The sequence below is a fragment of the Polaribacter sp. SA4-10 genome (assembly GCF_002163835.1).
Lineage (GTDB): Bacteria > Bacteroidota > Bacteroidia > Flavobacteriales > Flavobacteriaceae > Polaribacter.
The window spans coordinates 2,022,777-2,046,973 of sequence record NZ_CP019331.1 but is presented as its reverse complement, the minus strand read 5'-3'; the positions used below and the strand labels follow the sequence as shown (position 1 = coordinate 2,046,973).

The following is a 24,197-nucleotide window of genomic DNA, read 5'->3' as shown; positions in this document are numbered from 1 at the left end:
AAAACTGATAAAACATGGAGAATTGGTATGTATTATATACAAAACCTAGATATGAGAAAAAAGTTACGACTAAGTTAACGGAACTTGGCATAGCCGCATATTGTCCTATGTTAACCACAAAGCGCCAATGGTCCGACAGGAAAAAATTAGTTTCAACTCCCTTAATTTCTTCGTGCATATTTATTCACTCAAATGAAAATGACAGGGCAAATGTATTTCAAGTGCATGGAGCTGTTCGTTACCTATTTTGGTTGGGTTTGCCGGCAATTGTGAAAGATGCTGAAATTGAAGCCATGAAATTGTGGTTGCAAGGTGAAATTATTGATGCTAAAGTGAAAAAGTTACAACCAGGAGATCAATATGATGTTAAAGAAGGACTATTTAAAGGAAAGGAAGGCATTGTGCAAGAGGTTACTAAAAATAAGTTGCAATTAATATTGGTTGAGTTAGGTATGAAAATTACCATAACAAGAGGGGTGGTAAATTCTTAATTAGCCATAAAAAATTAAAAATATTGTTAAAATATTTAATATGCTATAACTGTTTATTAACTAATTGATTATGTGGTGTTTGACGTGTAATCCGAATCAAGTCCAAAAGTTGTGGGATTTAGTATTTATGCAAAAATATTTGACATTCTAAATAAGAAGAACGCTACATTTCTAACACCTCTAAACTGGGCTCTAAATGCTTTTATTTTCGCATTGAAAGATTCCGTAGAAGCATTTGTACTTCTATTATCAAAGTAGTTTAGAATATTTTGATAGTGTATAGATATTGTTCTGGCAATGGTGTTAAAGCTTTTAAATTTAGCTTGTTTTACTTTTTTATCCCATTTGGCTACTCTTATTAGTGCAGAAGTTTTATCTTTTGTTTGGTTATATATCCACGATAAGTTTTGACAAAGCTTATATGCTTTTTCTAAGTCAGGATATTTTTAAAAAAGTATTTTTGCTCTTTTTTGATTGATTATCAGACCACTTATAACTTTGTTTGTATAATAAAGACCTACTTCCAGCTAATAATTTTTTAATGTATCTCCATTTAGAAGTAGTTCAGGAATACTATTTAATTATGTAAAGTAGAAATGTAAATCTTCCCCTTCTATGGTATAAATTTTTAACTCAAAATGAGTAATTAAAACTTCAGGAAGTAACAATTTAACAATTGATACTAAAGAGGAAGATATCATAGGCTGTTTTAAGATTCAAAGTTCTTAATTTTTAATCTACTCCACAACTTTTTGTGTTGATCCATAAATATCACCATTTATTATCTATATTCGCCCATTCATTATAAATGTTGAGATTTACCCCAAACTAGTACTTCAATTTCAATAATTTAAATATAGATATTTATATTTTAACCTCAAACAGAAAACACGACTGAGTGTGACTGTTAATGCAATCAAATGTGACTGTTAGTGGCGAAGCCGTGAAAAAAAAGTAGTTTTGAGAGAATTGGTTGACGGGAAATTATAAGTTACGAAAAGGTTAAAACTTGGTTATTTCTTAAATTAAATATAAACTATGAAATACTTTGTACACGAAACAGCAGTAATTGATGACGGTTGCCAAATAGGAAACGGCTCCAAAATATGGCATTTTTCTCATATTATGCCCAATTCAAAATTAGGCGAGAATTGTAATATTGGACAAAACGTGGTGCTTTCACCAAATGTTGTTTTAGGAAATAATGTTAAAGTTCAAAATAATGTATCTATATACACAGGAGTTACTTGCGAAGATGATGTTTTTTTAGGGCCCTCTATGGTTTTTACCAATGTTATTAACCCACGATCTGCTATTGTCAGAAAAGAGGAATACTTAAAAACCTCGGTAAGAAAAGGAGCAAGTATTGGTGCAAACGCAACCATTGTTTGCGGTAATGAAATAGGTGAATTTGCTTTAATTGGTGCAGGTGCGGTGGTTACTAAAGAAATTAAACCATACGCTTTGGTAGTTGGGAACCCGGGCAAACAAATAGGCTGGGTAGGTGAATATGGACATCGCTTGGTTTTTAATAAGGAAGGCATAGCAGTATGTTTAGAAAGCAAACAAACCTATCAATTAGATAAAAATAATTTTGTGTTTAGAATAAATTAATAAGAGTATGAAAAATTTTGCAATGATTGGGCTATCGGGCTATATAGCACCCCGCCACTTGAAAGCCATTAAAGAAACCAATAATAACTTAGTAGCAGCTTTAGATAAGTTTGACAGCGTAGGTATTATAGATAGCTATTTTCCAAATGCTGATTTTTTTACAGAATTTGAACGATTTGATCGTCATATTGAAAAATTGAAACGGAATCAAGGTTTAACTATAGACTATATGAGTATTTGTACTCCCAACTATTTACATGATTCCCATATTCGTTTTGCTTTGCGCAGTGGTGCAAATGCCATTTGTGAAAAACCATTAGTGCTTAACCCATGGAATTTAGATACTTTAGAAGATATTGAAAAGGAAACTCAGAAAAAAGTAAATACCATTTTACAACTTCGTTTACACGAGAGCATTATAGCTTTAAAACAGCAAATTGAAAATGGCCCTAAGGATAAAATTTACGATGTTGATTTAACCTATTTAACCTCACGAGGTCATTGGTATTATACTTCCTGGAAAGGAGATAGTTCCAAATCTGGAGGTATCGCTACAAATATTGGTGTTCATTTTTATGATATGTTGGCCTGGGTATTTGGTCCACTACAAAATAGTTTGGTTCACCTTCATTCTCACGATAGAGCAGCAGGTTATTTGGAGTTTAAACAAGCCCGTGTACGTTGGTTCCTTTCTATTAATGAGGAATTACTTCCTTTGGAAGCAAAAGAAAAAGGACAAAGAACCTATCGCTCTATTACCGTAGATGGAAAGGAGATTGAGTTTAGCGATGGCTTTTTTGATTTACACACAAAAAGTTATAAAGATATTATTGATGGAAAAGGATTTGGGTTGGCCGATGCAAAACCTTCGGTACAATTGGTTCATGATATAAGAAATGCGGAGTTATCACCTCTAAAAGGAGCCTATCATCCCTTGGTTAAATATCCACAAATGAAACATCCTTTTACCAATGGACATTGATATGACTATTTTTAAAACAAAAATATTTAATGAGTAGTCTGAAAAACAAAACAGTATCAGGTTTATTATGGAGTTTTATTGATAATTTCTCCAAACTGGGACTAACCTTTGTTATTGGAATCATCCTTGCTCGTTTACTAGGTCCACGGGAGTTTGGTTTAATTGGGATGATTACCATTTTTATTGCGTTGTCACAATCTTTAGTAGATAGTGGTTTTACTCAGGCTTTGATACGGAAAAAGGATTGCTCCCAAGCCGACTATTCAACGGTTTTTTATTTCAATCTATTTATTGGCATCATTTTATATATAGTGCTGTTTTTCTCTGCGGGTGCTATCAGCAGTTTTTTTGATGAGCCTCAATTGCTTTTAATCGTACAAGTTGTTGGTTTAAGTATTATCGTAAATGCTTTTACTATCGTGCAAAGGGCCAGATTAACCAAAGCGATTAATTTTAAACTGCAAACAAAAATTTCAATTACTGCCTCCCTGGGTTCGGGTATCATTGGAATATTGATGGCCTATTCAGGTTACGGGGTTTGGAGCTTGGTTTTTAAAACGTTATTAGGAGTTGCGATTACCTCCTTATTGTTATGGATTTGGAATAAATGGAAACCTTCTTTCATATTTAGCAGGAATTCTTTTAAGGAAATGTTTTCTTTTGGTTATAAGCTTTTGATAAGTGGATTAATTGATACTGCTTACCGAAATATCTATCTCCTTATCATTGGTAAATATTTTTCAGCTGCGGAGTTGGGCTTTTATACGAGAGCCGATCAGTTTAGTAATTTACCATCTAAAAACATTACAAGTGTCATACAGCGTGTGTCTTATCCTGTACTCGCTGAAATACAAGATGATATTCCAAGGCTAAAAACCGCCTACCAAAAAATAATTAAAAGTACGATGCTGATTACTTTTGTATCCATGATAATTCTGGCAGCTGTTGCGAAACCACTTGTTTTGAGTTTGATTGGAGAAAAATGGTTGCCCTCTGTTATTTATTTGCAATTACTCAGTTTTGGCGGGACCTTTTACCCCTTGCATGCTATTAATTTAAATATGCTCAATGTGCAAGGAAGATCCGACCTTTTTTTAAGGCTCGAGATTATAAAGAAAATTCTAGCCATCCCTGTTATTGTAGTAGGTGTTTTATTAGGAATTAAAGCAATGATTGTAGGAATGATTATTATTTCGATGATAGCTTTTTTTCTAAATAGCTATTATTCGGGACAGCTGATTGCTTATTCCAGTATGCAACAATTAAAAGATATTTTGCCGTCTTTTATTTTAGCCATTTTCATTGGAAGTATTACATATCTAATAGGCTCATTCTTAATTCTGCCTAATTATTTAATTCTAATTATTCAATTGATGGCCGGTGGAGGGCTATTTATATTGTTGGCTGAATATTTTAAAATGCAAGACTATTTATATATAAAAGAAATATTTTTAGATAAAGTGTTAAAACGGAAAAATGACTGAAAAGAGTAAACCTATCCTGGTTACCCAACCGGCCATGCCGCCCTTGGATGAATTTGTAGAATTGCTTAAAGACATTTGGGATAGCAAATGGCTGACAAACAACGGCAAATTTCACCAACAATTGGAAGTTGCATTGGCAGAATATTTAGGTGTTAAATATATCTCCCTATTTTCAAACGGGACGCTGGCATTAACTTCAGCTTTGCAGGTTTTGCGGATTACGGGAGAAGTGATTACCACACCCTATACTTTTGTTGCAACTACGCATTCGTTGCATTGGAATGGTATCAAGCCCGTTTTTGTGGATGTTGATCCTGTTTATGGGAACCTTGATCCTGCAAAAATAGAAGCTGCCATTACACCCAAAACTACAGCAATAGTGCCTGTTCATGTTTATGGTAATCCGGCAGATGTAGAAAAAATACAGGAAATAGCAGATACTTATGGTTTAAAAGTGATTTACGATGCAGCCCATGCTTTTGGCGTTAATTCTAAGGGACAAAGTATTTTAAATTTCGGTGATTTATCCATTTTGAGTTTTCATGCCACGAAAGTTTACAATACCATAGAAGGAGGTGCTATTATATGTCACAACGAGAAAACGAAGAAGCGCATTGACTATTTAAAGAATTTTGGTTTTGCAGATGAAACCACCGTTATCGCCCCAGGAATCAACGCCAAAATGAACGAAGTGCAAGCCGCATATGGTTTATTGCAATTAAACTACGTGAAAGAAAATATCCAAAAACGAAAAGAGGTAGCTGAAATTTATGATAAAGAACTCAGCAAAATAAAAGGCATTCGCATTTTAAAGCATCAAACCAAAGCGGAACATAATTATCCTTATTACCCCATTTTTTTGGATGAAAAGGAATATGGAAAAACAAGGGATGAATTGTATGATTATTTAAAAACCAAAAACATTTATGGCCGTCGTTATTTTTACCCTTTGGTAAGTGAATTCCCTATGTACAGAAGTTTGGATTCGGCAAAACCTAGCAATTTACCAAATGCACACAATATAGCAGAGCAGGTGATTTGTTTGCCTATTTATCCGGAGTTAGCCACTGAACAAGTGAATGAAATTATTCAAAAAATAAAGGAATTTAAAGGATGAAGCTAGCCATAATGCAACCCTATTTATTTCCTTATATAGGATACTTTCAGATGATTAGCGCTGTTGATCATTTTGTGTTCTATGATGATGTTAATTTTATAAAAAGAGGATGGATAAATAGAAACAGAATTTTAGTTAACGGAAAAGATACTTTTATTACGGTACCATTAATTAAAGCAAGTCAAAACAAACAAATTAATGAAATTAATTTGTTTGTTGATGAAAAAATGAAAAAGAAAATGATCTTAACGATTGAATTGGCATACAAAAAAGCGCCATATTATAATCAGGTCATTGAAATCATTAAAAAAATAATAAATGCTGACATATCAAATATAGGTGAATATGCAGCGAATTCAATTATCACTTTGTGCAATTATTTGAAGATAGATACAAGTTTTTCTTATAGTTCAATTCAAAGCCCAGAGTCAAGAGGTATGAATAAGGCAGATAGGCTAATTTTTATTTGCAAGAAACTAGGAGCTGATGAGTATATTAATGCAAACGGTGGTCAAGAATTTTATACCAAAAAATATTTTGAGAATAATCAAATAAATTTGCAATTTATTAAAACTCAAGATTTCAAATATGAACAGTATAACCATCCATTTGTTCCTTGGTTATCAATTATTGATGTGATGATGTTTAATAATAAGGTAGAAATTAAAAAAATACTTCATTCTTATAAATTAAATTAATAGAGATATTGTGCATTTATTAAATTATAAAAAACCCTAAAGAGTATGAAAAACGAAGTCATTTATTTACGAGCATTTGAATTAGAGGATTACAAATTTTTAAATAAAATGAGGACAAATGAAGAAATGTTTAAACTTACTTGTGGAAACAAATATTATATTTCTTCTGAATATGACAGGAAATGGGTTGAAGATAAGATATTTAATAATGATAGAAATGTTTATTTGGCTATATGCTTGAAAGATAATAGCGAAATTATTGGATATACTAGCATTAATGATATTGATTATAGAAATCGGTGTGCAATGTGGGGTGCTATTATGATTGATTCGGAAAACAACGGAAAAGGTTATGCGACAGAGGTTGGTAGTATTTTAATTGACTATGTATTTAACGAATTAGGATTTAAAAGATTTCACAGTAGAATATTAGAAGGACACTTTGCTTCCTTGCGTTTTGTTGAAAAGTTAGGATTTGAAAAGGAAGGAATACTCAAATCTTCAGTATATAAAATGGGGAAGTTTCATAATGAGATTATTGTTGCATTGATTAACAATAAATGATAAAAAAGGAGGAAAAGCCCATCAGCTAGTGTCTATTTATGAGGCTTATGTTTCACAAGCAATAGAAGGGATTCTGATGCAAAAGACTTCATTTGATTTTGAATTTATAATTGGGGAAGACCATTCTAAAGACAACACACGACAAATGAAAAGAGTTTAGAAAACAAATTTGTGAATAATAGTATTCATTTACGAATTGATCAAAGATATATTACTAAGGATATTGTCAGTATGGTGTAAATAATAAAAGAAATTGAAAATAGAATTTATTTTAGGGCATTTGAATACTCAGATTTATCTTTAATTAATAAAATACGAAATGATAATTATGCGTATGAACATACAGGAGGAAATAAATATTACATTTCATCAGAATACGATAAAAAATGGATCGAAGATAAAATATTTAAAAATCAGAATCAAATATATCTTGCTATTTGTCTAATTGAAACAGATGAATTAATAGGTTATTTTGGGATAAATAAGATTGATTATAGAAATAGAAAAGCTCAATGGGCAGGAATAAATGTAGATAAGAAGTTTTCTAACAAAGGATACGCCACTCAAGCGGGGAAACTTATGCTTAAATATGTATTTGAAGAAATTGGTCTTTATCGATTTTACGGGTATTGGCTGGAGTCAAATTCACCTTCGGTTAGAATGGCTGAAAAACTCGGATTTATAAGCGAAGGTGTAATAAGAGGGTTTGTTTTTAAAGGAAATAAATTTAGAAATGCTATCCTAATGAGTATTCTGAAAGAAGAATTTGATTTGAAGCACAATAGAAAACAATAATTCTATGTGTCTTATAAGTATTTGTTGCATAACATATAATTAAGAACAATTTATAGCAAAGGCAATAGAAAGTTTCTTGATGCAAAAAATAAATTTTCCATGATGATGCTTCAACCGATAATACTTCAAAAATCATTAAAGAATATGCAGATAAATACCCTGTTTAATGGGAAATCATGATTGGTATATGGCAAGTGGAGGTTTCTGCCCAAGGTCTCAAAGTGTGAATGATTGCCTTAAATACCTTAGAACAGTTGTGACTAAATAAAATATTGATTGGCTTAGAACCTTTCCCGTGCAACTGTTTGTTGAAAATATACACATGGTTCATGCGGTATGGACCGATCGAATTGATGAATATATATTGGAGCCAAATGAAGAGTATTTCTCAAAAATACCCGGTGAATTATTTTTTTCTGGACACACTCATATTCAGTCTCTTTACCATTTTAGAAAAAAGACATATTGCATTCGGAATCAGTAGGAGTGCCTAGGGACAATGATCCAAGAGCGGCTTATGCGGTGTTTGAAGACAATAGAATAGAATTGCATCGAGTAGAGTACGATATGCAGAAAGTATTTGACTTAATGAAAAAAGCAGGATTCGATTATTATTACTATGGTAGTCTAAAAACAGGGGCTAGAAGACTTTGTAAACTTTCGTAATTTGGATATTTGAATTTTTATTAATGAACATTTTGAAATATGTATAAAATAGAGGCACCATTACTATCCGTTTGCTTAATCACTTATAATCATGTCAATTATATTCAACAGGCAATTGAAGGAGTTTTAATGCAGGAGGTTGATTTTGCGTGGGAGTTAGTTATTGCAGATGATTTTTCAACAGATGGAACAAGAGAAGTATTATTAGAATATCAGGATAAGTATCCAGATTTTATAAAATTAATATTACAAGAAAGAAATGTTGGTGTTACAATTAACGGGATTGATTTATTAACTTATCCTGAAGCGAAGTATATTGCATATTTTGATGGCGACGATTATTGGACAGACCCATTCAAATTGCAAAAGCAAGTTGATTTTTTGGAAAGGAATGCAGACTTTGTAATTTGTTTTCACCCAGTAAAAATATGGAATGAAAATGATCAAAAGTTAGAAGACGATTACATAACTCGTAACGTATCTGAAACTACTGATATTTATGAATTGGCAAAAGGAAATTATATACATACACCATCTGTTTTGTTCAGAAATGGATTAATTAAAGAATATCCCGATGAATTTTATAAATCACCTGTAGGTGATTATTTTTTGCATATGCTAAATGCACAATTTGGTAAAATAAAAAAGCTACCTGATGTTATGGCAGTTTACAGAGTGCATGTAAATAGCGTTTGGAGTAATAATAAACAACAGGGCGAAAAAATTATTGTTTATCTTGATTTAATGATTAATTATTTTAAAGACCCTGCGATTTCAGAAATATTGAATAACAGAAAGATTAATATGCTTCAACGTAGCAAAGTTAATTCAAGAGTAAAAAGAAAATTTAAAAAATTATTTTTAAAATTATGGTATTTTCTATCGTAGTAACATATAATGGTTCGCAATGGATTGAAAAGTGCTTTGGTAACTTGGTGAATTCCATTATACAAGACCATCATATTTTAGCCATTGATAATGGATCTACAGATAATACTCTAGAGTTAATTCGAGCTTTATATCCCGAAGTTGAAGTAATAGAGAATGACGCTAATTTGGGTTTTGGTAAAGCCAATAATATAGGAATTCTTAAAGCATTGGAAGCGAAAGCTGAATATGTTTTTCTTTTAAATCAGGATGCATGGATAGAATCAAATACAATAGAGGATTTAATCAAAATTTCCAAAACAAAGCCTGAATACGGCATATTAAGTCCCATACAAAATGATGCAAGGGGGAACATTGAAAAGCAGTTTTCAACTTATTTATCTAAAGCAAAATTAAATGTGCAAAAACAAATTCTTGAGGTTCCTTTTGTAAACGCTGCCTCATGGCTAATACCCGTTACTTGTATAAAAAAGATAGGTTTGTTTGATTCTTTGTTTTTCCATTATGGTGAAGATGAAAATTATTGCCACAGGGCGCATTATTATAAGTTTAAAATAGGGATAATCCCCAGTTCATGCATTGTACATGACAGAGGGGAGCGATTAAACAAGATGTCTTTTTTAAAAACACAAGTCCGTCATATTATATATATCAAATGTAATTTAGCGAATATCAATTATCCAATGAGTTATTTGATATTGCAATTTTATTTCAAAACGCCCATTTTTTTACTAAAAAAACTTTATTGGCGTCAGTTTAAAATATTCTTTGTAAGAATAATTATTATAATCAAATTGCCTTTTATGTTGAAAGGCATTCTGTTAGCCAGAAACAGGACAAAAAAACAATTTAATTTTTAACCATAATTGGTCGAAACTAAGGCTGTAAACCTAAAAAATGTTTGGAGATTATTTTTTTATAAACAGACGATATACTTATTGCGATTGCACGGAGTATTGTGGCCAAAGATCAGTTAGGCATGCAATGATTAATATAAAACAGTGGTTCAACCTATTTGCTCTACTTTTGAACAATCTTAACAGATTCACATATAGATAAATGAAAGACTTTGAATTTATATCAACCATTGATAATGTAAATCCATCTTCTATTTGGGCAATATATTTATTATCATTTTTGTATTTGCTTTTTACATTAAGAAAGCAAAAGCTATCCTATCTTTCTTATATCTTTATATACGTTGGCTTTGCAGGAGTGTTTGAATATACAGGGGAACTTTTTATGCGGCTTTTTGACTTATCCGTATTTTTGCTTGTTGGGTTTACTATTTTAAGAGGACATAAAGGTAGAATAAATGAAGCACCCGTGCGGTTGTTTATTGTTTTTACTAGTGTGTTTTTTCTTGCGGTATTTTACCATGGATTTTCCGAACCCTTAAGTGATGTAAGACAGTATGTGATTTATTCTGTTCCATTTCTTTTTTATATACTTTTCGATAAAGTAAAGTTTCATGTTAATTACACAAATGAGATCAACATCTTTGTTAAGATATTCAATGTGCAAATCATAGCATCCATTTTAAAATTAATATTCATAGGGTTTAATGAAAAATTTATTGGTACGCTGTCTATTTCCGGTGGAGGAATAGCAGCCGTTTTTCCCATTATTTATTTTATGCTAATCTGGTATAAAAATAGAGGCACATTATCTAGAAAAGATTGGTTTTGGGTGTTGGCGAGTTTGTTGGTTGCTATTGCTTCGAATAAACGATCAATATGGTTTTTCTTCCCACTCACACTTTTCATTTTCTTTTTTGCATACAAAAGAATTAAATTCAACTCTTTAACCATCGCAACCACAGTGTTGGTTGCTTTTGTTTTCTATTTTGGGGTGAGGTTTAATGCGACTTTAAACCCTGAGGGAGAAGTGGGAGGAAGCTTTAATATGAGTTTTGTATCAGATTACATTGTTCGTTACAATCTTGGAAAGGAGGAAGAAATTGACCCCACGGTGGGAGTGGGCAGGATGGGGACAAACATTTACTACACAAAAGAATTATTTGGAGATTTTTTTAAAGAAACAAATATTTTTGGATACGGAAATGCTGAGTTTAATAAATCTGGAGCCCGCGATGAAGAAAATGCTACAAAATTTGGATTTAGATCCAAATATATGTTAACTGGTTGGGCAACTGTATTTATAAAATTTGGTGGCATTGTACTAATTGTTTTATTAGGTGCTCTCTTTTATATGATACGTAGAATTAAGAAAAAACGTGATTTTTTACTGATGCTATTTGTTTTTAGCTCTTGGTTTCTTTTTTATTCAGGAGTTTTGTATACCACAACTTTATTGATTAGCAGCTTTCTTTTTGCAATCTTTTTTATACAATATCACAATAATAGACGTTTTATACAACCGCCAGTGAGTGTGAGGTTAAAAAGAAATAGATTTGCAATCCTCAACAAAAACAAAAACTTTAAAAAAATAAAATAGTGATCTCTTTTATTGTAATAGGAAGGAACGAAGGCTGGAAACTAACCAAATGCTTGGAGAATGTTTTTCAAACAATCAAAAGGTATTCCCTTGCCAAGTATAAAGTAATTTATGTTGATTCCGAATTCTCAGACCATAGTCTAAAACGAGTACAAAAATTCCCGCTTAACGCATCGATTATACCCTGTTCCAGCAAAATTTAATGAAAGACTAATTTTTGGCTGGGAAGTTTTCTAAAATTGAAATGGAAGCCTTTGATGAGCGTGTCAGGTTTTTATCACCTTTAATGATTGATGATGTTATTGGTGGATCAATAGTACTGTTATTTAATATTACAATTATTCATAAAGATGATGGCTTGTACAAATACCTGAACACCAAACACCCTGTTAAAAGAAGAATAATAGTATTAATCGGTGCTTTAAGAGTGGTAATTTATTTAGCCATCTTAAATGCAGTTTATCATTCAGCACTAAAAGAAAATACAAATCATATATGATTTCATTTATTATAATAGGCCAAAATGAGAGCTGGCGCCTTGACAAATGTTTAAAAGCAATTCATCTGCAAATAGAATTTAATAGACTTGTCGAGTATGAATTAATTTATATTGATTCTGATTCAAGCGATAACAGCATAGAAATAGCTAAAGATCATCAGGCCAATAAGATTTTTAAAATAAGCGGCAGTATGAATGCTGCAATTGCTAGAAATTTGGCCGCCAAGGCTGCATCCGGGGAAGTTTTATTCTTTATGGATGGAGACATTGAATTGAAACCTTTTGATTTGAAGATCATTTTAAATGCAGATTCCAGATTAAAATTTAGTTATGTTGTGGGTTTTCTTGATGATGTAAATTATACTCAAGATTGGAAATACGTTAGTCAAACGCCCAGAAGTTACAAAACGGTAATAAATGACCAAAAAGTAACAACTGTCGGTGGTGGTATTTTTATAATTGAAAAAGAAACTTGGAATCATTTTAAGGGGATGAATGTACGGTTGAAAAGAACCCAAGATAGGGATTTGTCTCTACGAATGGCAAAAAATGGGATAAAGGGAATTAGAAAGGCTGAAGTGTTTGGTCTGCACCATACCATACCGTACAAAGATAGTAAGCGAATGTGGGAAATGATTTTTAATGGATCATTTAATTATAAAGGACTAATGATACGAAGGCATCTTCTAAACCCTTCATTTTTTCCTAAACTTATTCGTGAAGAATGGACAATAATTATATTGATTCATAGTTTTGGTTTGATGTTTTTTAATCCACTATACATTTTGTTCTATTTTATGGCCGTTTTGATAAAAACAAGAAAACAATTATTAACTAAAAGTGCCCAAGTTGTATCTCATAGAATACTTCAGGATATTATTGTTTTTTTTTCAATATTATTTTTCTTTCCTGGAAGACCTAAATTCGAAACGGATCAAATAGTCTTTTTTCTTATGATTTATATAGTAATTTAAAAGCTAGGTAAACATGAAAGTCTTATTTGTAAGCAGTGGTAATTCGGCAAATGGTATATCACCAATCATATTAAATCAAGGTGCTTCTTTACAAAATCAGGGAGTTTCTGTTACCTATTTTACAATAAAGGGAAAAGGAATAAGAGGGTATCTAAAAGCAATACCTAAATTACAAAAATTTATAAAGGACAATAAATTTGATATTATTCATGCCCACTACTCCTTATCTGCTTTTGTTGCAACTTTGTCAGGCGCAAAACCATTAGTGGTTTCTTTAATGGGAAGCGATGTGAAATCTAAAAAATATTTCAAGCTTTTTATAAAATTATTCAATAAGTTTTCATGGGCAAAAATAATTGTAAAGAGTGAAGATATGAAACTTTCACTTGGAATAAAAGAGGTGGAGATAATTCCAAATGGCGTTGATTTTGATAGATTTCTGCCTATTGATGGAAAAATTTCTTTGATAGAAACAGGGTGGGACACCACTAAAAAGCACGTGTTATTTGCAGCAAATCCAGAGCGTTACGTAAAGAATTTTAAATTGGCAAAGGATGCTTTTGATTTATTAAATAGATCCGATATTGATTTACATTTTTTAAACGAAGTTCCCAATGTACAATTACCTTTTTATTTTAACGCTGCCGATGTAGTTTTATTAACAAGCTTATGGGAAGGTAGCCCCAACGTTATTAAAGAAGCAATGGCTTGCAACCGTCCAATTGTTTCCACTGATGTTGGTGATATTAATAATCTTATTGGAAAAACAGAAGGCTGCTATATTTCGAGTTTTGACCCTAAAGACATAATGATTAAAATAAAAAAAGCTGTAAATCATAAATTGGATACAAAGGGACGTGAAGATGTAAAACACCTAAAATCAAATGAAATTTCCCAAAAAATAATTAATTTATATCTTAATGTTATAGAAAAGAAAATTAGTTAAATGAAAATTATATTTTATTTTGGGCATCCCGCCCAATATTTGTTTTTACGTGAAACAATAAAGAGATTGCTTGTTGCCAAGCATCAAATCAAAATTTTAATTAAAACCAAAGACGTCTTAGAGAATTTATTGTCTCAGGATGGCTTTGAATACACAAATATTCTTCCACAAGAGCGGGGAAAAACAAAGTTTGCTATTGCCTATAGCTTACTAAAACGAAATTTATTATTATTACCAATTTTTTTGAGATTTAAACCCGATTTAGTTATCGGTACAGATGCTTCCATAGCTCAAATAGGAAAGTTATTGAATATCAATCGGATAACGATAACAGAAGATGATTACGCAGTCATTAAAACACTTGGAGATCTTTCCTATCCTTTTACTCAAACAATTTTATGCCCTGAAGTATGTACAGTTGGAAAATGGGATAATAAAAAAGTTGGCTATGCTGGCTATATGAAATTAGGTTATTTGCATCCCAATATTTTTAGACTAGATAATAAAATTGTAGGAGAATATAAGCTGAAGAAGGATTATGTAATTATCCGTTTAGCGAAATTAACGGCTCATCATGATTTTGGAATAAAAGGAATTAGTTACGATTTTTTAGAAAAGCTGATATCCATTATTGAGCGTAAATCAATGCAAGTTTATATTTCTTCGGAAGACACCCTTGATGATAAGTACAAGCAATATCTTTTAAAAATCAATCCGAAAGATATGCATCAGGTTTTGTCATTTGCTTCGCTTTTAATCTGCGACAGCCAAAGTATGAGCGTTGAAGCAGCTGTGTTGGGTGTACCTTCTTTAAGATACAGTAGTTTTTCTGGTCGGATTTCGGTTTTGGAAGAATTAGAACATCAATATGGCCTGACCTATGGAATCAATCCGGAACATCCTGAGCGTTTAATTTCCAAATTGGAAGAATTGCTTGCCATGGACAACTTATGGGAAGAGTTTAAATCCCGCAAGGTAAAAATGTTAGCGGATAAAATTGATGTCACAGCATTTCTAGTTTGGTTTATTGAGAATTATCCAAAGAGCGTACATACAATGAAAGAAAACCTAGGTTATCAGAATCGGTTTAAATAATATTAAATAAATCACACATTACCTTTTTATCTAAATGAAAATACTCACTATTATTGGCGCTCGTCCACAAATTATTAAAGCAGCAGCTTTATCGCGTGCCATAAAGAAACACTTTATTGCATCAATACAGGAAGTGATTGTGCATACAGGACAGCATTATGATACCAATATGTCGCAAGTTTTTTTTGATGAAATGGGCATCCCCGAACCGAATTATAATCTGGAAGTAGGCTCCGCTTCGCATGGACTGCAAACAGCGCAAATGATAAGTGGGATAGAAGAGATATTGGAAATAGAAAAGCCAGATTATATTATTTTATATGGCGATACAAATTCAACACTTGCTGGTGCCATTGCAGCCTCTAAAATACATATATCAATTGTGCACATTGAAGCAGGTTTACGTTCTTTTAATAAAAGGATGCCAGAAGAAGTAAACCGTATTTTATGTGATCATGTGAGTACGCTTTTATTTACACCAACAAAAACGGGATATCAAAATCTTTTAAACGAAGGTTTTAAAGAAAATGAAGGGCCTTTTACAGTAGATAAGCCAGGTATCTTTCATTGTGGAGATGTGATGTATGATAATTCTTTGTTTTTTGCAGATATGGCAGAAGAAAAAACAAGCATTCTTTCAGAATTGAATTTGACAAACAAGCACTTTATTCTCGCTACCATTCATCGGGATCACAATACGGATAATCCATTACGCCTGCAAGACATTTTTGAAGCCTTGCTAGAAATTGCATTGGAAAAGAAAATTAAGGTGGTTTTGCCGCTTCATCCGCGCACCAAAAAGAAAATGGAAACCCTTCCTTCAGAATTAAAGGAACGAGTAAATGCCAATACGAATATCCAAATTATTCAGCCAGTTTCCTTTTTAGAGATGATTGCCTTAGAAAAAAATGCACAATTAATTATAACGGATTCAGGTGGTGTTCAAAAAGAAGCCTATTATTTCCATAAACCTTGTATTATTCTTCGACCCGAAACGGAGTGGGTAGAAATTATAGAAGCAGGAACAGGTATATTGGTGGATGCAGAGAAAAAGAAAATAAAAGAAGCTGTAAATTTACTTTTGTATCAAACTTTTGAATTCCCATCCATATATGGTGATGGTCACGCCGCTGAATTTATTTGTCAAAAACTATTAGACAATCAAAAAAAAAATCAAAAAAGCATTAAAAAAAAATCAGATGTCTTTGCGGTTTAAAAACCATAAAAAATAGTAATTAATGCGATTGAATTGGATATACACAAGAATTTTATTATTCCTGTTGCTAAGCAACCCATTTTCCAATTAATAAGGCAGCATTTAAATCATTAACCTTTCTCTTTTTATTCAAATTTAACAAATCCCCCACAATATGTTAGTATTAGAAGAATCCACAGCGTTTTATGAATCATTCAATCAGAAGATCGTACGGCCTCAGCTCAATAGTTTTCCTAAGTATGAAAGCAGTCTAAAACAAAATATAATTGAAGAAGTAGGCTCAGCTGTTTACGAGTTTTTAGAAAAGCATGTTAATCTTTCTGAAACCAATAGCTTTACAACGGCAACAACGAATTCTTTTAATATTAGTAAATTAACTAACGATGATCATAAGCAAATTATTAATTTAAATAAGATTAATGATGCACGTTATATCAACAAATTTTTAGAGCTCATCAATAGTAAACTTAGTGATGGAGGTTTATACGTTAACTGTGTACAAACCTATGCTTTACGACGTAAAACTATTTTAAGTAAATACAAGAAACCTTTAAGTTGGATATATTACGTTGCTGACGTATTGTTTATGCGTATTTTTCCAAAGTTACCCATAACTAAAAAGATGTACTTTTTTATTACAAAAGGTCGAAATAGAGTACTTCATCGTTCAGAAGTCTTGGGTCGTTTATATTCATGTGGTTTTGAGATTTTAGCAGAGCAAGTAATAAATAACAAACTATATTTTGTAGCACGTAAGATTAAGACACCCGTATTTGACCATCATGCAAGTTATGGACCTTTAATCAGACTAAAACGTGTGGGTAAAAATGGTAAACTATTTAATGTATATAAATTAAGAACCATGTATCCTTATTCAGAATATTTACAGCAATACATTCACCAACATAACAGTTTAAAAGAAGGTGGTAAGTTTAATAATGATTTTAGAATTTCTACAGAGGGCAAAATATTTAGAAAGTTTTGGTTGGATGAATTACCCATGCTACTTAATTTTTTAAAAGGAGATATGAAATTGGTTGGGGTACGACCGTTGAGTCCCCACTATTTTAGTTTATACTCTTCAGAATTACAAAATAAACGCAAACAACATAAAGTAGGACTTGTACCACCCTATTATGTCGACATGCCTAAAAATTTAAATGAAATTATGACCTCGGAAATGCGCTATTTTGAAGCATATGAAAAGAATCCGGTTAGGACCAATGTTAACTATTTTTTTAAAGCTTTTTATAATATTTTTATAAAGAGGGCACGCAGCAGTTAGTTCATGAAAGATCTTTTTAAAAACAGTAAGCGATCTTCATAAAAACTTAAAATGGAATGTTATATTCATTAGAAATTACCATGGCACTATAAGTTTACATATCTTATAAAAAAAGAAGAATCATTCCTGGTAGATGGTAAAAAACTATCTTTACCGACCATTAAAAAATATGATTTTCAATGTCTTAAAGTTGAATCGCATAGTCATAAAATAAAAACCTTATACAATCTAAACGTTCAATAATATTTTAAACAATCAGTATTAAAAATTAAGAGAAATAATTCCTAATCTTATTTCGAATAATTTTACTTTGGAAAAATTAAATAATTAAAATCCTCAATATATAAAATGAAGACTCAAATATATAGTGCCTTTTTGTTAGTTATGTGGCTATTAACCTCTTGTGTATCATCAAAAAAAATGGTTTATTTTCAAGATAATGAAACTGTGCAAGTCAATGAAGCCATACTGAATTTTGAACCTATAATTCAGTCCGGGGATTTATTAAGCATCAATGTTTCCGCTCTAGAGGCAGAAGCAGCAGTCACTTTTAATTTATATGAAACACCAGGAACCAGAACCAACAATGCTAAACCATTAAATTATTTGGTGGATAGCGAAGGCGAAATCAATTTTCCTGTGGTAGGCCCTATAAAAGTAGCAGGATTTACCACCAAACAAGTCACTCAAAATTTAACAAGTACCTTAGGTGCTTATTTGGTAAACCCCATTGTAAATATTCGGTTAATTAATTTTAAAGTAACGGTCATGGGTGAAGTAAAATCCCCTGGAACGTATACAATACCTAACGAACGAATCACCATTGTAGAAGCGCTTGGCCTGGCAGGTGACTTAAACATACAGGGAAAAAGAAGTACAGTGCTGCTTATTAGAGAGCAAGAAGGTAAAAGAGCCTTTATTACGATGGACTTAACCAATAAAAAATTATTTAATTCACCCTATTACTATTTGGCTCAAAACGATGTGATTTATGTAGAACCCAATAAAACAAAGATCAACTCCTCGGCAGTAGGCACCAACACCAGCATTATTGTTTCATCAGTTTCCCTATTAATCACTTTATTAGCTTTACTTACCCGTTAAAAAACAACCAATTATGCAAAATGAGAACCCCTTAAATGATATGTTTCTTGAAGAAGAATCTGTTAATTATCGTGAGAAGATTGAAAAATATGTATACCACTGGAAATGGTTTTTGTTGTGTGTTTTACTGGCTTTAGCAGGTGCTTATACCTATTTGAAATATACACCAAACCAGTATGCCGTTGCAACTACTATTTTAATTGATGACGAAAATGCCGGAGGTATTTCATCAGAATTGTCAGCTTTTGAAGATTTAGGATTGATGGGTGGCAAAAAGAAATCAATTGAGAATGAGATCGGTTTGTTAAAGTCGCGCAGCTTGATGGAGCGCGTGGTAAAAGAATTGGGAATAAATATCCCTTACTATAAGAAAGGAAGGGTTCGCGAAATTGAATTGTATAAAAATGATATTCCATTTAAAATTAATTTTTTTTCAAAAGATTCCTTGTTTTACAACCGAGATACAGCATTTACCATTCAGGCCATTTCTTCAACTCATTTTACCCTAAAAGACATTGAAGGAAATAATAGTAAGGAACATGTTTTTGGTGAAAACATTGCTACAAACTTTGGGGATATTACCATAACACCTAAAGCTATTAATGCCATAAATACAGAAGACGAGATCATTGTTCAAATTTCTCCTTTAAAAAGTGTTGCCGGTGGTTTAAGAAATAATCTTCAGGTAGAATTGTTGTACCAAAAATCAAGCTTGATTGAATTAAGTTTAAAGTCACCAATTAAATTGAAAGCCCAGGAGATCTTAAATAATTTGGTTCGACAATACAATAAAGATGCGGTGGAAGATAAAAGTTTGATAGGTAATAACACCAATACCTTTATAAATGAACGATTGACGGTTATTGAGAAAGATTTATCAGGGGTAGACAAAGGCGTTGAGGAATTCAAGACCTCTAATAATTTAACGGATATTAGTTCTGAAGCTACGTTGGTTTTAGAAAGCAATGCACAACTGGAAAAGAAAATTGTTGATTTAAATACCCAGTTAAAACTGGCAGCTTATGTTTCAGAATATGTTGCCAATAATACAGAGGAGTTAATTCCTGCAAATTTAGGGCTAAGCGATGGCGCCGTTAATTCAAACAGCGCAAAATATAATGAATTGTTGCTGGAACGCAATCGAATTTTAAAAAGCTCTAGTGAAAAACACCCTGTAATCGTTACTTTAAATGATCAGTTAAATCAGCTGAGAGGAAGTATTTCTCAAGGTCTGGTAAATTTAAAATCGAGCTTGCGCATCGCTTTAAAAGATGCTGTGAATGATGAGTACAAAATGAATTCAAAAATTACCGCTGTTCCCAAACAGGAAAGGCAGTTTAGAGACATACAACGTCAGCAACAAATTATAGAAACCTTATACCTGTATTTATTGCAAAAGCGTGAAGAAAATGCCATTTCATTGGCAGTTACAGTGCCAAATGCTAAAGTAATTGATACTGCCAACGGAAGTGACACTCCTATAAGTCCTAAAAGAAAAATTGTCTATCTGGGAGCCTTACTTTTAGGATTGGTCATTCCATTTGCATTACTGTACCTTATGTTTTTATTGGATAATAAAATACATAGCAGCAAAGATGTGGAAGAAATTGTAAGAGCACCCGTTGTGGGGGAGATACCGCATTCGAAATCAGAAAATAAAATAGTGATCCATGAAAATGATAAAGACAATATTGCTGAATCATTCAGAATGCTGCGAACCAATATTTATTTTATGCTTTCTGGTGTAAAAGAAGGTGCTAAGACGATATTTATAACTTCTACAATAGGCGCAGAAGGAAAAACATTTATTTCATTGAATCTTGCCACCGTATTGGCATTATCAAATAAAAAAGTATTGTTAATTGGAGCTGATGTTCGAAAACCAAAATTTAATGAATATTTAGATGTTGACTTTGGTAAAGGACTGACACATTTTTTAATGGATGACACCTTAAAAATGAAGGATATCGTTAAACATTATCCAACCGGTAATTTTGATGTTTTAAGTTCAGGTGCAGTACCTCCAAACCCCTCTGAATTGTTTATGAATGGTCGTTTTGAGGAAGTGATGGCCTATGGAAAAGCCAACTATGATTTTGTGATTGTAGATACAGCTCCTATAAAAATGGTCACAGATACCTTGCTGCTAAGTGAGTATGCTGACTTATGTTTATATGTAATACGAGTTGATTTTTTAGACAAAAGGTTTTTGGAAATTCCAGAAAAAATGTACGAACAAAAACGTTTGCCAAATATGGCCGTATTGCTAAATGACGTTAATTTAGAAAAAGGTTATGGCTATGGATACGGCTACGGTTATGGTTATGATAAACATCACTAAAAAACCTTGGTGGAAACTTGTTTTTATGGCTTAGTTAAATGGGTGTCTTTTTTCTTTTTAAGCTTAAGGGGTATTATAATAGTCACTTGGAAAGCAGCCGATTTATAAAAATTCACCATCATATCCTGCTTATCGAAGTATTTATTTTGTTGATTAGAATCATAGACTTCTTTTAAAAGTCCAAAAACCATAGTAGTTGTAAATACTATGGTTTTTTTTTAAAAGGACTCAGATTTTATATGAAAAGTTTTTAGAAATATTAGAAATGTCTAGTAATATTGAGGTTGGTATTATAAAAGTATTAAACAAAACTCAAAACATAGGTAGTAATGGTTTTAGAAAGTGAGAAGTTGTAATTACTACAGAAGAGCAGTACCCACAACATATTTTAGTGGAGTTTATTCAAGATAAAGGTGATTTGCTTATTGACTACACAGTAGGACAAGAGGTGAAAATAAATCTCAATTTAAGGGTAGAGCGTGGGTAAATCCAGAAGGTATAGCAAAGTATTTTAATGCTATCCAAGGTTAGAGAATAGCGCTTTTAAATACTAAAGAACCTGCATCAGTAAAATTACCAGAAGTAACACCTGTTCGTTTCTTAGATGAAGAAGAAAATGATTTTCCTTTTTAGAAAAGAGGTATTTTCAAAGTGATAGTCAGTGACTTTAGAATTGATATTCGAAATATACTGAATAAAAAATAAAAAAAATTTAGACTAAAATTAAATAATTATTTAAATTTGCAAACTACTTTTGAAAATAATAGTAAAGCTTTTAGTTTAAATATTACAAGAGTAGAAGAGACATTAAAATTAAAGTGTTTAAATTTTTTGGTCAAACATAGGTTAAACATTTTAGTTGAAAATAACAAAGAAAGGAAACAAAGGAGTAAGTTTAATTTGTTTATTTTTAGTGTTTTGCAAACAAATGAAACAATCGGTAATTTAAAAGTTACTGACTCATAATTAGAGGGTCCTTGGTTCGAGTCCAAGTGGAATCCTTTTATTTTAAAAAAATAATAATTGTCTAAGTATAAAGATTTCAAAATTTTAATCTGGTGGGATATAAAATAAAGAAAACAAAGTTTTTCACGTTAGCAATAGCGTTGTTTTTAACATGTATTCTGAATGGTCAGATAGTACCACCACCTGTGCCACCGCCACCGCCACCGGGCTTGCCAATTGATGGAGGACTATTTTTTTTACTTGTTTCTGGATTAATTTATGGGGTAAGAAAAATAAAAAAGTAAGATTTAGTAATTATTTAATCTGCTAACATATTTTCCAATTACATCAAATTCTAAATTCACAGAATCTTCCAATTCCATATTTTTAAAAATAGTATTATCAAAGGTATAAGGTATTATAGCTACACTAAACTCATTCTTTTTAGAGTTTACAACGGTTAAACTTACGCCATTAACAGTAATAGAACCTTTTTCTATAGTAATATTATTTTTATCAGAATGATAAGAAAAAGTATAAACAGTACTTCCTTGTTCTCTTTTAATTTTCACACAAGTTCCTGTTTCATCTACATGGCCTTGCACCATATGGCCATCTAATCTGTCTCCAAGTTTCATTGCGCGTTCTAAATTTATTGCAGACGAAACTTTTAAAGAACCAATAGTAGTTTTACTTAATGTTTCTTTAATGGCAGTAACAGTATATTCATTTTCATTAATATTAATAACTGTTAGGCAAACGCCATTATGAGCAACGCTTTGGTCTATTTTTAATTCTTTTGTAATAGTACTTTTAACAGTTAAATGAATGTTTTCTTGTTCTTTAACAATATTAGTTACTGTTCCAAGTGTTTCAATGATTCCGGTAAACATATCAGTAAATTTTGGTTACTTTTGTAGAAACCAAAAATACTAATATTACAAGAATTACTATGGATAAATCTGATAAAATTATAGTTGGAATTTCAATTGGAGATTTAAATGGAATTGGGATAGAGGTAATTCTAAAAACTTTTCAAGATAAAAGAATGTTAGATTTTTGTACTCCTGTTCTTTTTGGAGCTACAAAAGTAGTTTCGTATCATAAAAAAGCATTAAACCTAGATGTTCCCATACATGGAATTACATCTATAAGTCAGGTAAATCATGCTAAAATAAATTTACTAAATATTTGGAAAGAAGAGGTTTCTGTTGAATTAGGGAAAGCAACAAAGGTTTCTGGAGAATATGCAGCAAAATCTTTGGCATTAGCAGTAAAACATTTAAAAGAAAAGACTGTTGATGTTTTATTAACTGCTCCTATAAATAAAGAGACAATTCAATCAGAAGATTTTAATTTTCCTGGTCATACAGAATATTTAGAAGCTAATTTAGAAGGAAAAAGTCTAATGATTCTAATGACAGATAAATTACGAATAGGTTTAATTACTGGACATATTCCTATTTCTAAAGTAGCAGAATCTATAACTCCAAAATTAATTAAAGAGAAAGTAAGTACAATGTATACTTCTTTAGTACAAGATTTTGGTATTAGTAAACCAAAAATAGCAGTTTTAGCACTAAATCCACATTGTGGAGATAAAGGAGTTATAGGTAAAGAAGATGATGAAATTATAAGACCAACTATTCAAGAAATAAAAGAAACAGGTAAATTGGTTTATGGACCTTATGCTGCAGATGGATTTTTTGGTTCTGAAACATATAAGCAATTTGATGGCGTTTTAGCAACCTATCATGATCAAGGTTTAGCGCCATTTAAAGCACTTTCTTTTGGGAGTGGTGTTAATTTTACTGCAGGATTAAGTGATATTAGAACTTCTCCAGACCATGGAACAGGTTTTGATATTGCTGGAAAAAATATGGCAAACGCTTCATCCTTTAATGAAGCTTTGTTTACTGCATTACAGATTTTTAAAACAAGAAAAGAATATAAAAGTTTAACTAAAAACCCACTTTTGATTAAGTAGTTTTCGGGTGTAAAATTTTTTTAATATAAAACATTGTATGAAAGCAATT

Annotated in this window: 23 protein-coding genes and 1 pseudogene; 22 read left to right on the top strand and 2 right to left on the bottom strand. The window is 31.6% G+C overall.

Annotation, left to right across the window (positions count from 1 at the left end; translation table 11 throughout):
* Positions 1 to 14: 14 nt before the first annotated feature.
* Positions 15 to 491: a UpxY family transcription antiterminator gene (locus BTO04_RS08865; RefSeq protein WP_087564153.1), complete on the top strand. Its 477-nt coding sequence runs from the start codon at positions 15 to 17 to the stop codon at positions 489 to 491.
* A 125-nt stretch (positions 492 to 616) separates the two neighbouring features.
* Here BTO04_RS08865 and BTO04_RS15345 read toward each other — a convergent pair whose 3' ends face one another.
* Positions 617 to 886, bottom strand: a complete 270-nt coding sequence (locus BTO04_RS15345; RefSeq protein WP_198342139.1) for a transposase — start codon at positions 884 to 886, stop codon at positions 617 to 619.
* A gap of 643 nt (positions 887 to 1,529) precedes the next feature.
* On the opposite strand from BTO04_RS15345, the gene BTO04_RS08855 reads away from it, so the two are divergent.
* The 20 genes and pseudogenes from BTO04_RS08855 (at position 1,530) to BTO04_RS15740 (ending at position 22,466) form a co-directional block, all read left to right on the top strand.
* Positions 1,530 to 2,105 carry an acyltransferase gene (locus tag BTO04_RS08855; protein ID WP_087564152.1) on the top strand — a complete coding sequence of 192 codons (576 nt, stop codon included), beginning with the start codon at positions 1,530 to 1,532 and terminating at the stop codon, positions 2,103 to 2,105.
* 7 nt (positions 2,106 to 2,112) lie between these two features.
* A complete protein-coding gene (locus BTO04_RS08850; RefSeq protein ID WP_087564151.1) occupies positions 2,113 to 3,087 on the top strand; it encodes a Gfo/Idh/MocA family protein in 975 nt (324 codons plus the stop codon).
* Positions 3,088 to 3,116: 29 nt separating this feature from the next.
* Complete coding sequence (locus BTO04_RS08845; RefSeq protein ID WP_087564150.1) at positions 3,117 to 4,571, top strand: lipopolysaccharide biosynthesis protein; 1,455 nt, start codon at positions 3,117 to 3,119, stop codon at positions 4,569 to 4,571.
* Entirely contained in the window at positions 4,564 to 5,688 is a 1,125-nt protein-coding gene (locus BTO04_RS08840) for a DegT/DnrJ/EryC1/StrS aminotransferase family protein (RefSeq protein ID WP_087564149.1), read from the top strand. Before BTO04_RS08845 ends, BTO04_RS08840 begins: the two co-directional genes overlap by 8 nt.
* Positions 5,685 to 6,386 (top strand): WbqC family protein, encoded by a 702-nt coding sequence (locus BTO04_RS08835; protein WP_087564148.1) that lies wholly within the window; start codon positions 5,685 to 5,687, stop codon positions 6,384 to 6,386. The genes BTO04_RS08840 and BTO04_RS08835 overlap by 4 nt, the downstream gene beginning before the upstream one ends.
* A 45-nt stretch (positions 6,387 to 6,431) precedes the next feature.
* The gene (locus BTO04_RS08830; protein ID WP_087564147.1) at positions 6,432 to 6,950 is read left to right on the top strand and encodes a GNAT family N-acetyltransferase; all 519 of its coding nucleotides are present in this window, start codon (positions 6,432 to 6,434) and stop codon (positions 6,948 to 6,950) included.
* A gap of 240 nt (positions 6,951 to 7,190) precedes the next feature.
* Positions 7,191 to 7,745, top strand: a complete 555-nt coding sequence (locus BTO04_RS08825; protein ID WP_087564146.1) for a GNAT family N-acetyltransferase — start codon at positions 7,191 to 7,193, stop codon at positions 7,743 to 7,745.
* Positions 7,746 to 8,450: 705 nt separating this feature from the next.
* On the top strand, positions 8,451 to 9,299 hold the full coding sequence (locus tag BTO04_RS08815) for a glycosyltransferase (protein WP_087564144.1): 849 nt from the start codon (positions 8,451 to 8,453) through the stop codon (positions 9,297 to 9,299).
* Positions 9,281 to 10,159 carry a glycosyltransferase family 2 protein gene (locus BTO04_RS08810; protein ID WP_087564143.1) on the top strand — a complete coding sequence of 293 codons (879 nt, stop codon included), beginning with the start codon at positions 9,281 to 9,283 and terminating at the stop codon, positions 10,157 to 10,159. Before BTO04_RS08815 ends, BTO04_RS08810 begins: the two co-directional genes overlap by 19 nt.
* A 199-nt stretch (positions 10,160 to 10,358) precedes the next feature.
* The gene (locus tag BTO04_RS08805) at positions 10,359 to 11,756 is read left to right on the top strand and encodes an oligosaccharide repeat unit polymerase (protein WP_087564142.1); all 1,398 of its coding nucleotides are present in this window, start codon (positions 10,359 to 10,361) and stop codon (positions 11,754 to 11,756) included.
* A gap of 217 nt (positions 11,757 to 11,973) precedes the next feature.
* Entirely contained in the window at positions 11,974 to 12,255 is a 282-nt protein-coding gene (locus BTO04_RS08800; protein WP_157662446.1) for a hypothetical protein, read from the top strand.
* Entirely contained in the window at positions 12,252 to 13,229 is a 978-nt protein-coding gene (locus tag BTO04_RS08795) for a glycosyltransferase family 2 protein (protein WP_087564140.1), read from the top strand. The genes BTO04_RS08800 and BTO04_RS08795 overlap by 4 nt, the downstream gene beginning before the upstream one ends.
* A 13-nt stretch (positions 13,230 to 13,242) precedes the next feature.
* Positions 13,243 to 14,175, top strand: coding sequence for a glycosyltransferase (locus BTO04_RS08790; RefSeq protein ID WP_087564139.1), 933 nt, complete (start codon positions 13,243 to 13,245; stop codon positions 14,173 to 14,175).
* Positions 14,176 to 15,270 carry a hypothetical protein gene (locus BTO04_RS08785; protein ID WP_087564138.1) on the top strand — a complete coding sequence of 365 codons (1,095 nt, stop codon included), beginning with the start codon at positions 14,176 to 14,178 and terminating at the stop codon, positions 15,268 to 15,270.
* A 34-nt stretch (positions 15,271 to 15,304) separates the two neighbouring features.
* Positions 15,305 to 16,486, top strand: coding sequence for a non-hydrolyzing UDP-N-acetylglucosamine 2-epimerase (gene wecB / locus BTO04_RS08780; RefSeq protein WP_087564137.1), 1,182 nt, complete (start codon positions 15,305 to 15,307; stop codon positions 16,484 to 16,486).
* A 154-nt stretch (positions 16,487 to 16,640) separates the two neighbouring features.
* On the top strand, positions 16,641 to 17,771 hold the full coding sequence (locus tag BTO04_RS08775) for a sugar transferase (protein ID WP_087564136.1): 1,131 nt from the start codon (positions 16,641 to 16,643) through the stop codon (positions 17,769 to 17,771).
* 348 nt (positions 17,772 to 18,119) lie between these two features.
* Positions 18,120 to 18,875, top strand: a complete 756-nt coding sequence (locus BTO04_RS08770) for a polysaccharide biosynthesis/export family protein (protein ID WP_087564135.1) — start codon at positions 18,120 to 18,122, stop codon at positions 18,873 to 18,875.
* A 13-nt stretch (positions 18,876 to 18,888) separates the two neighbouring features.
* Complete coding sequence (locus tag BTO04_RS08765) at positions 18,889 to 21,216, top strand: polysaccharide biosynthesis tyrosine autokinase (RefSeq protein ID WP_087564134.1); 2,328 nt, start codon at positions 18,889 to 18,891, stop codon at positions 21,214 to 21,216.
* Between the two features lie 277 nt (positions 21,217 to 21,493).
* A pseudogene (locus BTO04_RS08760) lies at positions 21,494 to 21,744 on the top strand (DUF3127 domain-containing protein); the annotation flags it as partial.
* A 530-nt stretch (positions 21,745 to 22,274) separates the two neighbouring features.
* Entirely contained in the window at positions 22,275 to 22,466 is a 192-nt protein-coding gene (locus BTO04_RS15740) for a PID-CTERM protein-sorting domain-containing protein (protein WP_087564132.1), read from the top strand.
* A 3-nt stretch (positions 22,467 to 22,469) separates the two neighbouring features.
* On the opposite strand, the gene BTO04_RS08745 is transcribed toward BTO04_RS15740, so the two are convergent.
* The gene (locus BTO04_RS08745) at positions 22,470 to 23,054 is read right to left on the bottom strand and encodes a riboflavin synthase (RefSeq protein ID WP_087564131.1); all 585 of its coding nucleotides are present in this window, start codon (positions 23,052 to 23,054) and stop codon (positions 22,470 to 22,472) included.
* Between the two features lie 59 nt (positions 23,055 to 23,113).
* Here BTO04_RS08745 and pdxA point away from each other — a divergent pair, with 59 nt between their 5' ends.
* Positions 23,114 to 24,148, top strand: a complete 1,035-nt coding sequence (pdxA, locus tag BTO04_RS08740; protein WP_087564130.1) for a 4-hydroxythreonine-4-phosphate dehydrogenase PdxA — start codon at positions 23,114 to 23,116, stop codon at positions 24,146 to 24,148.
* Positions 24,149 to 24,197: the final 49 nt, after the last annotated feature.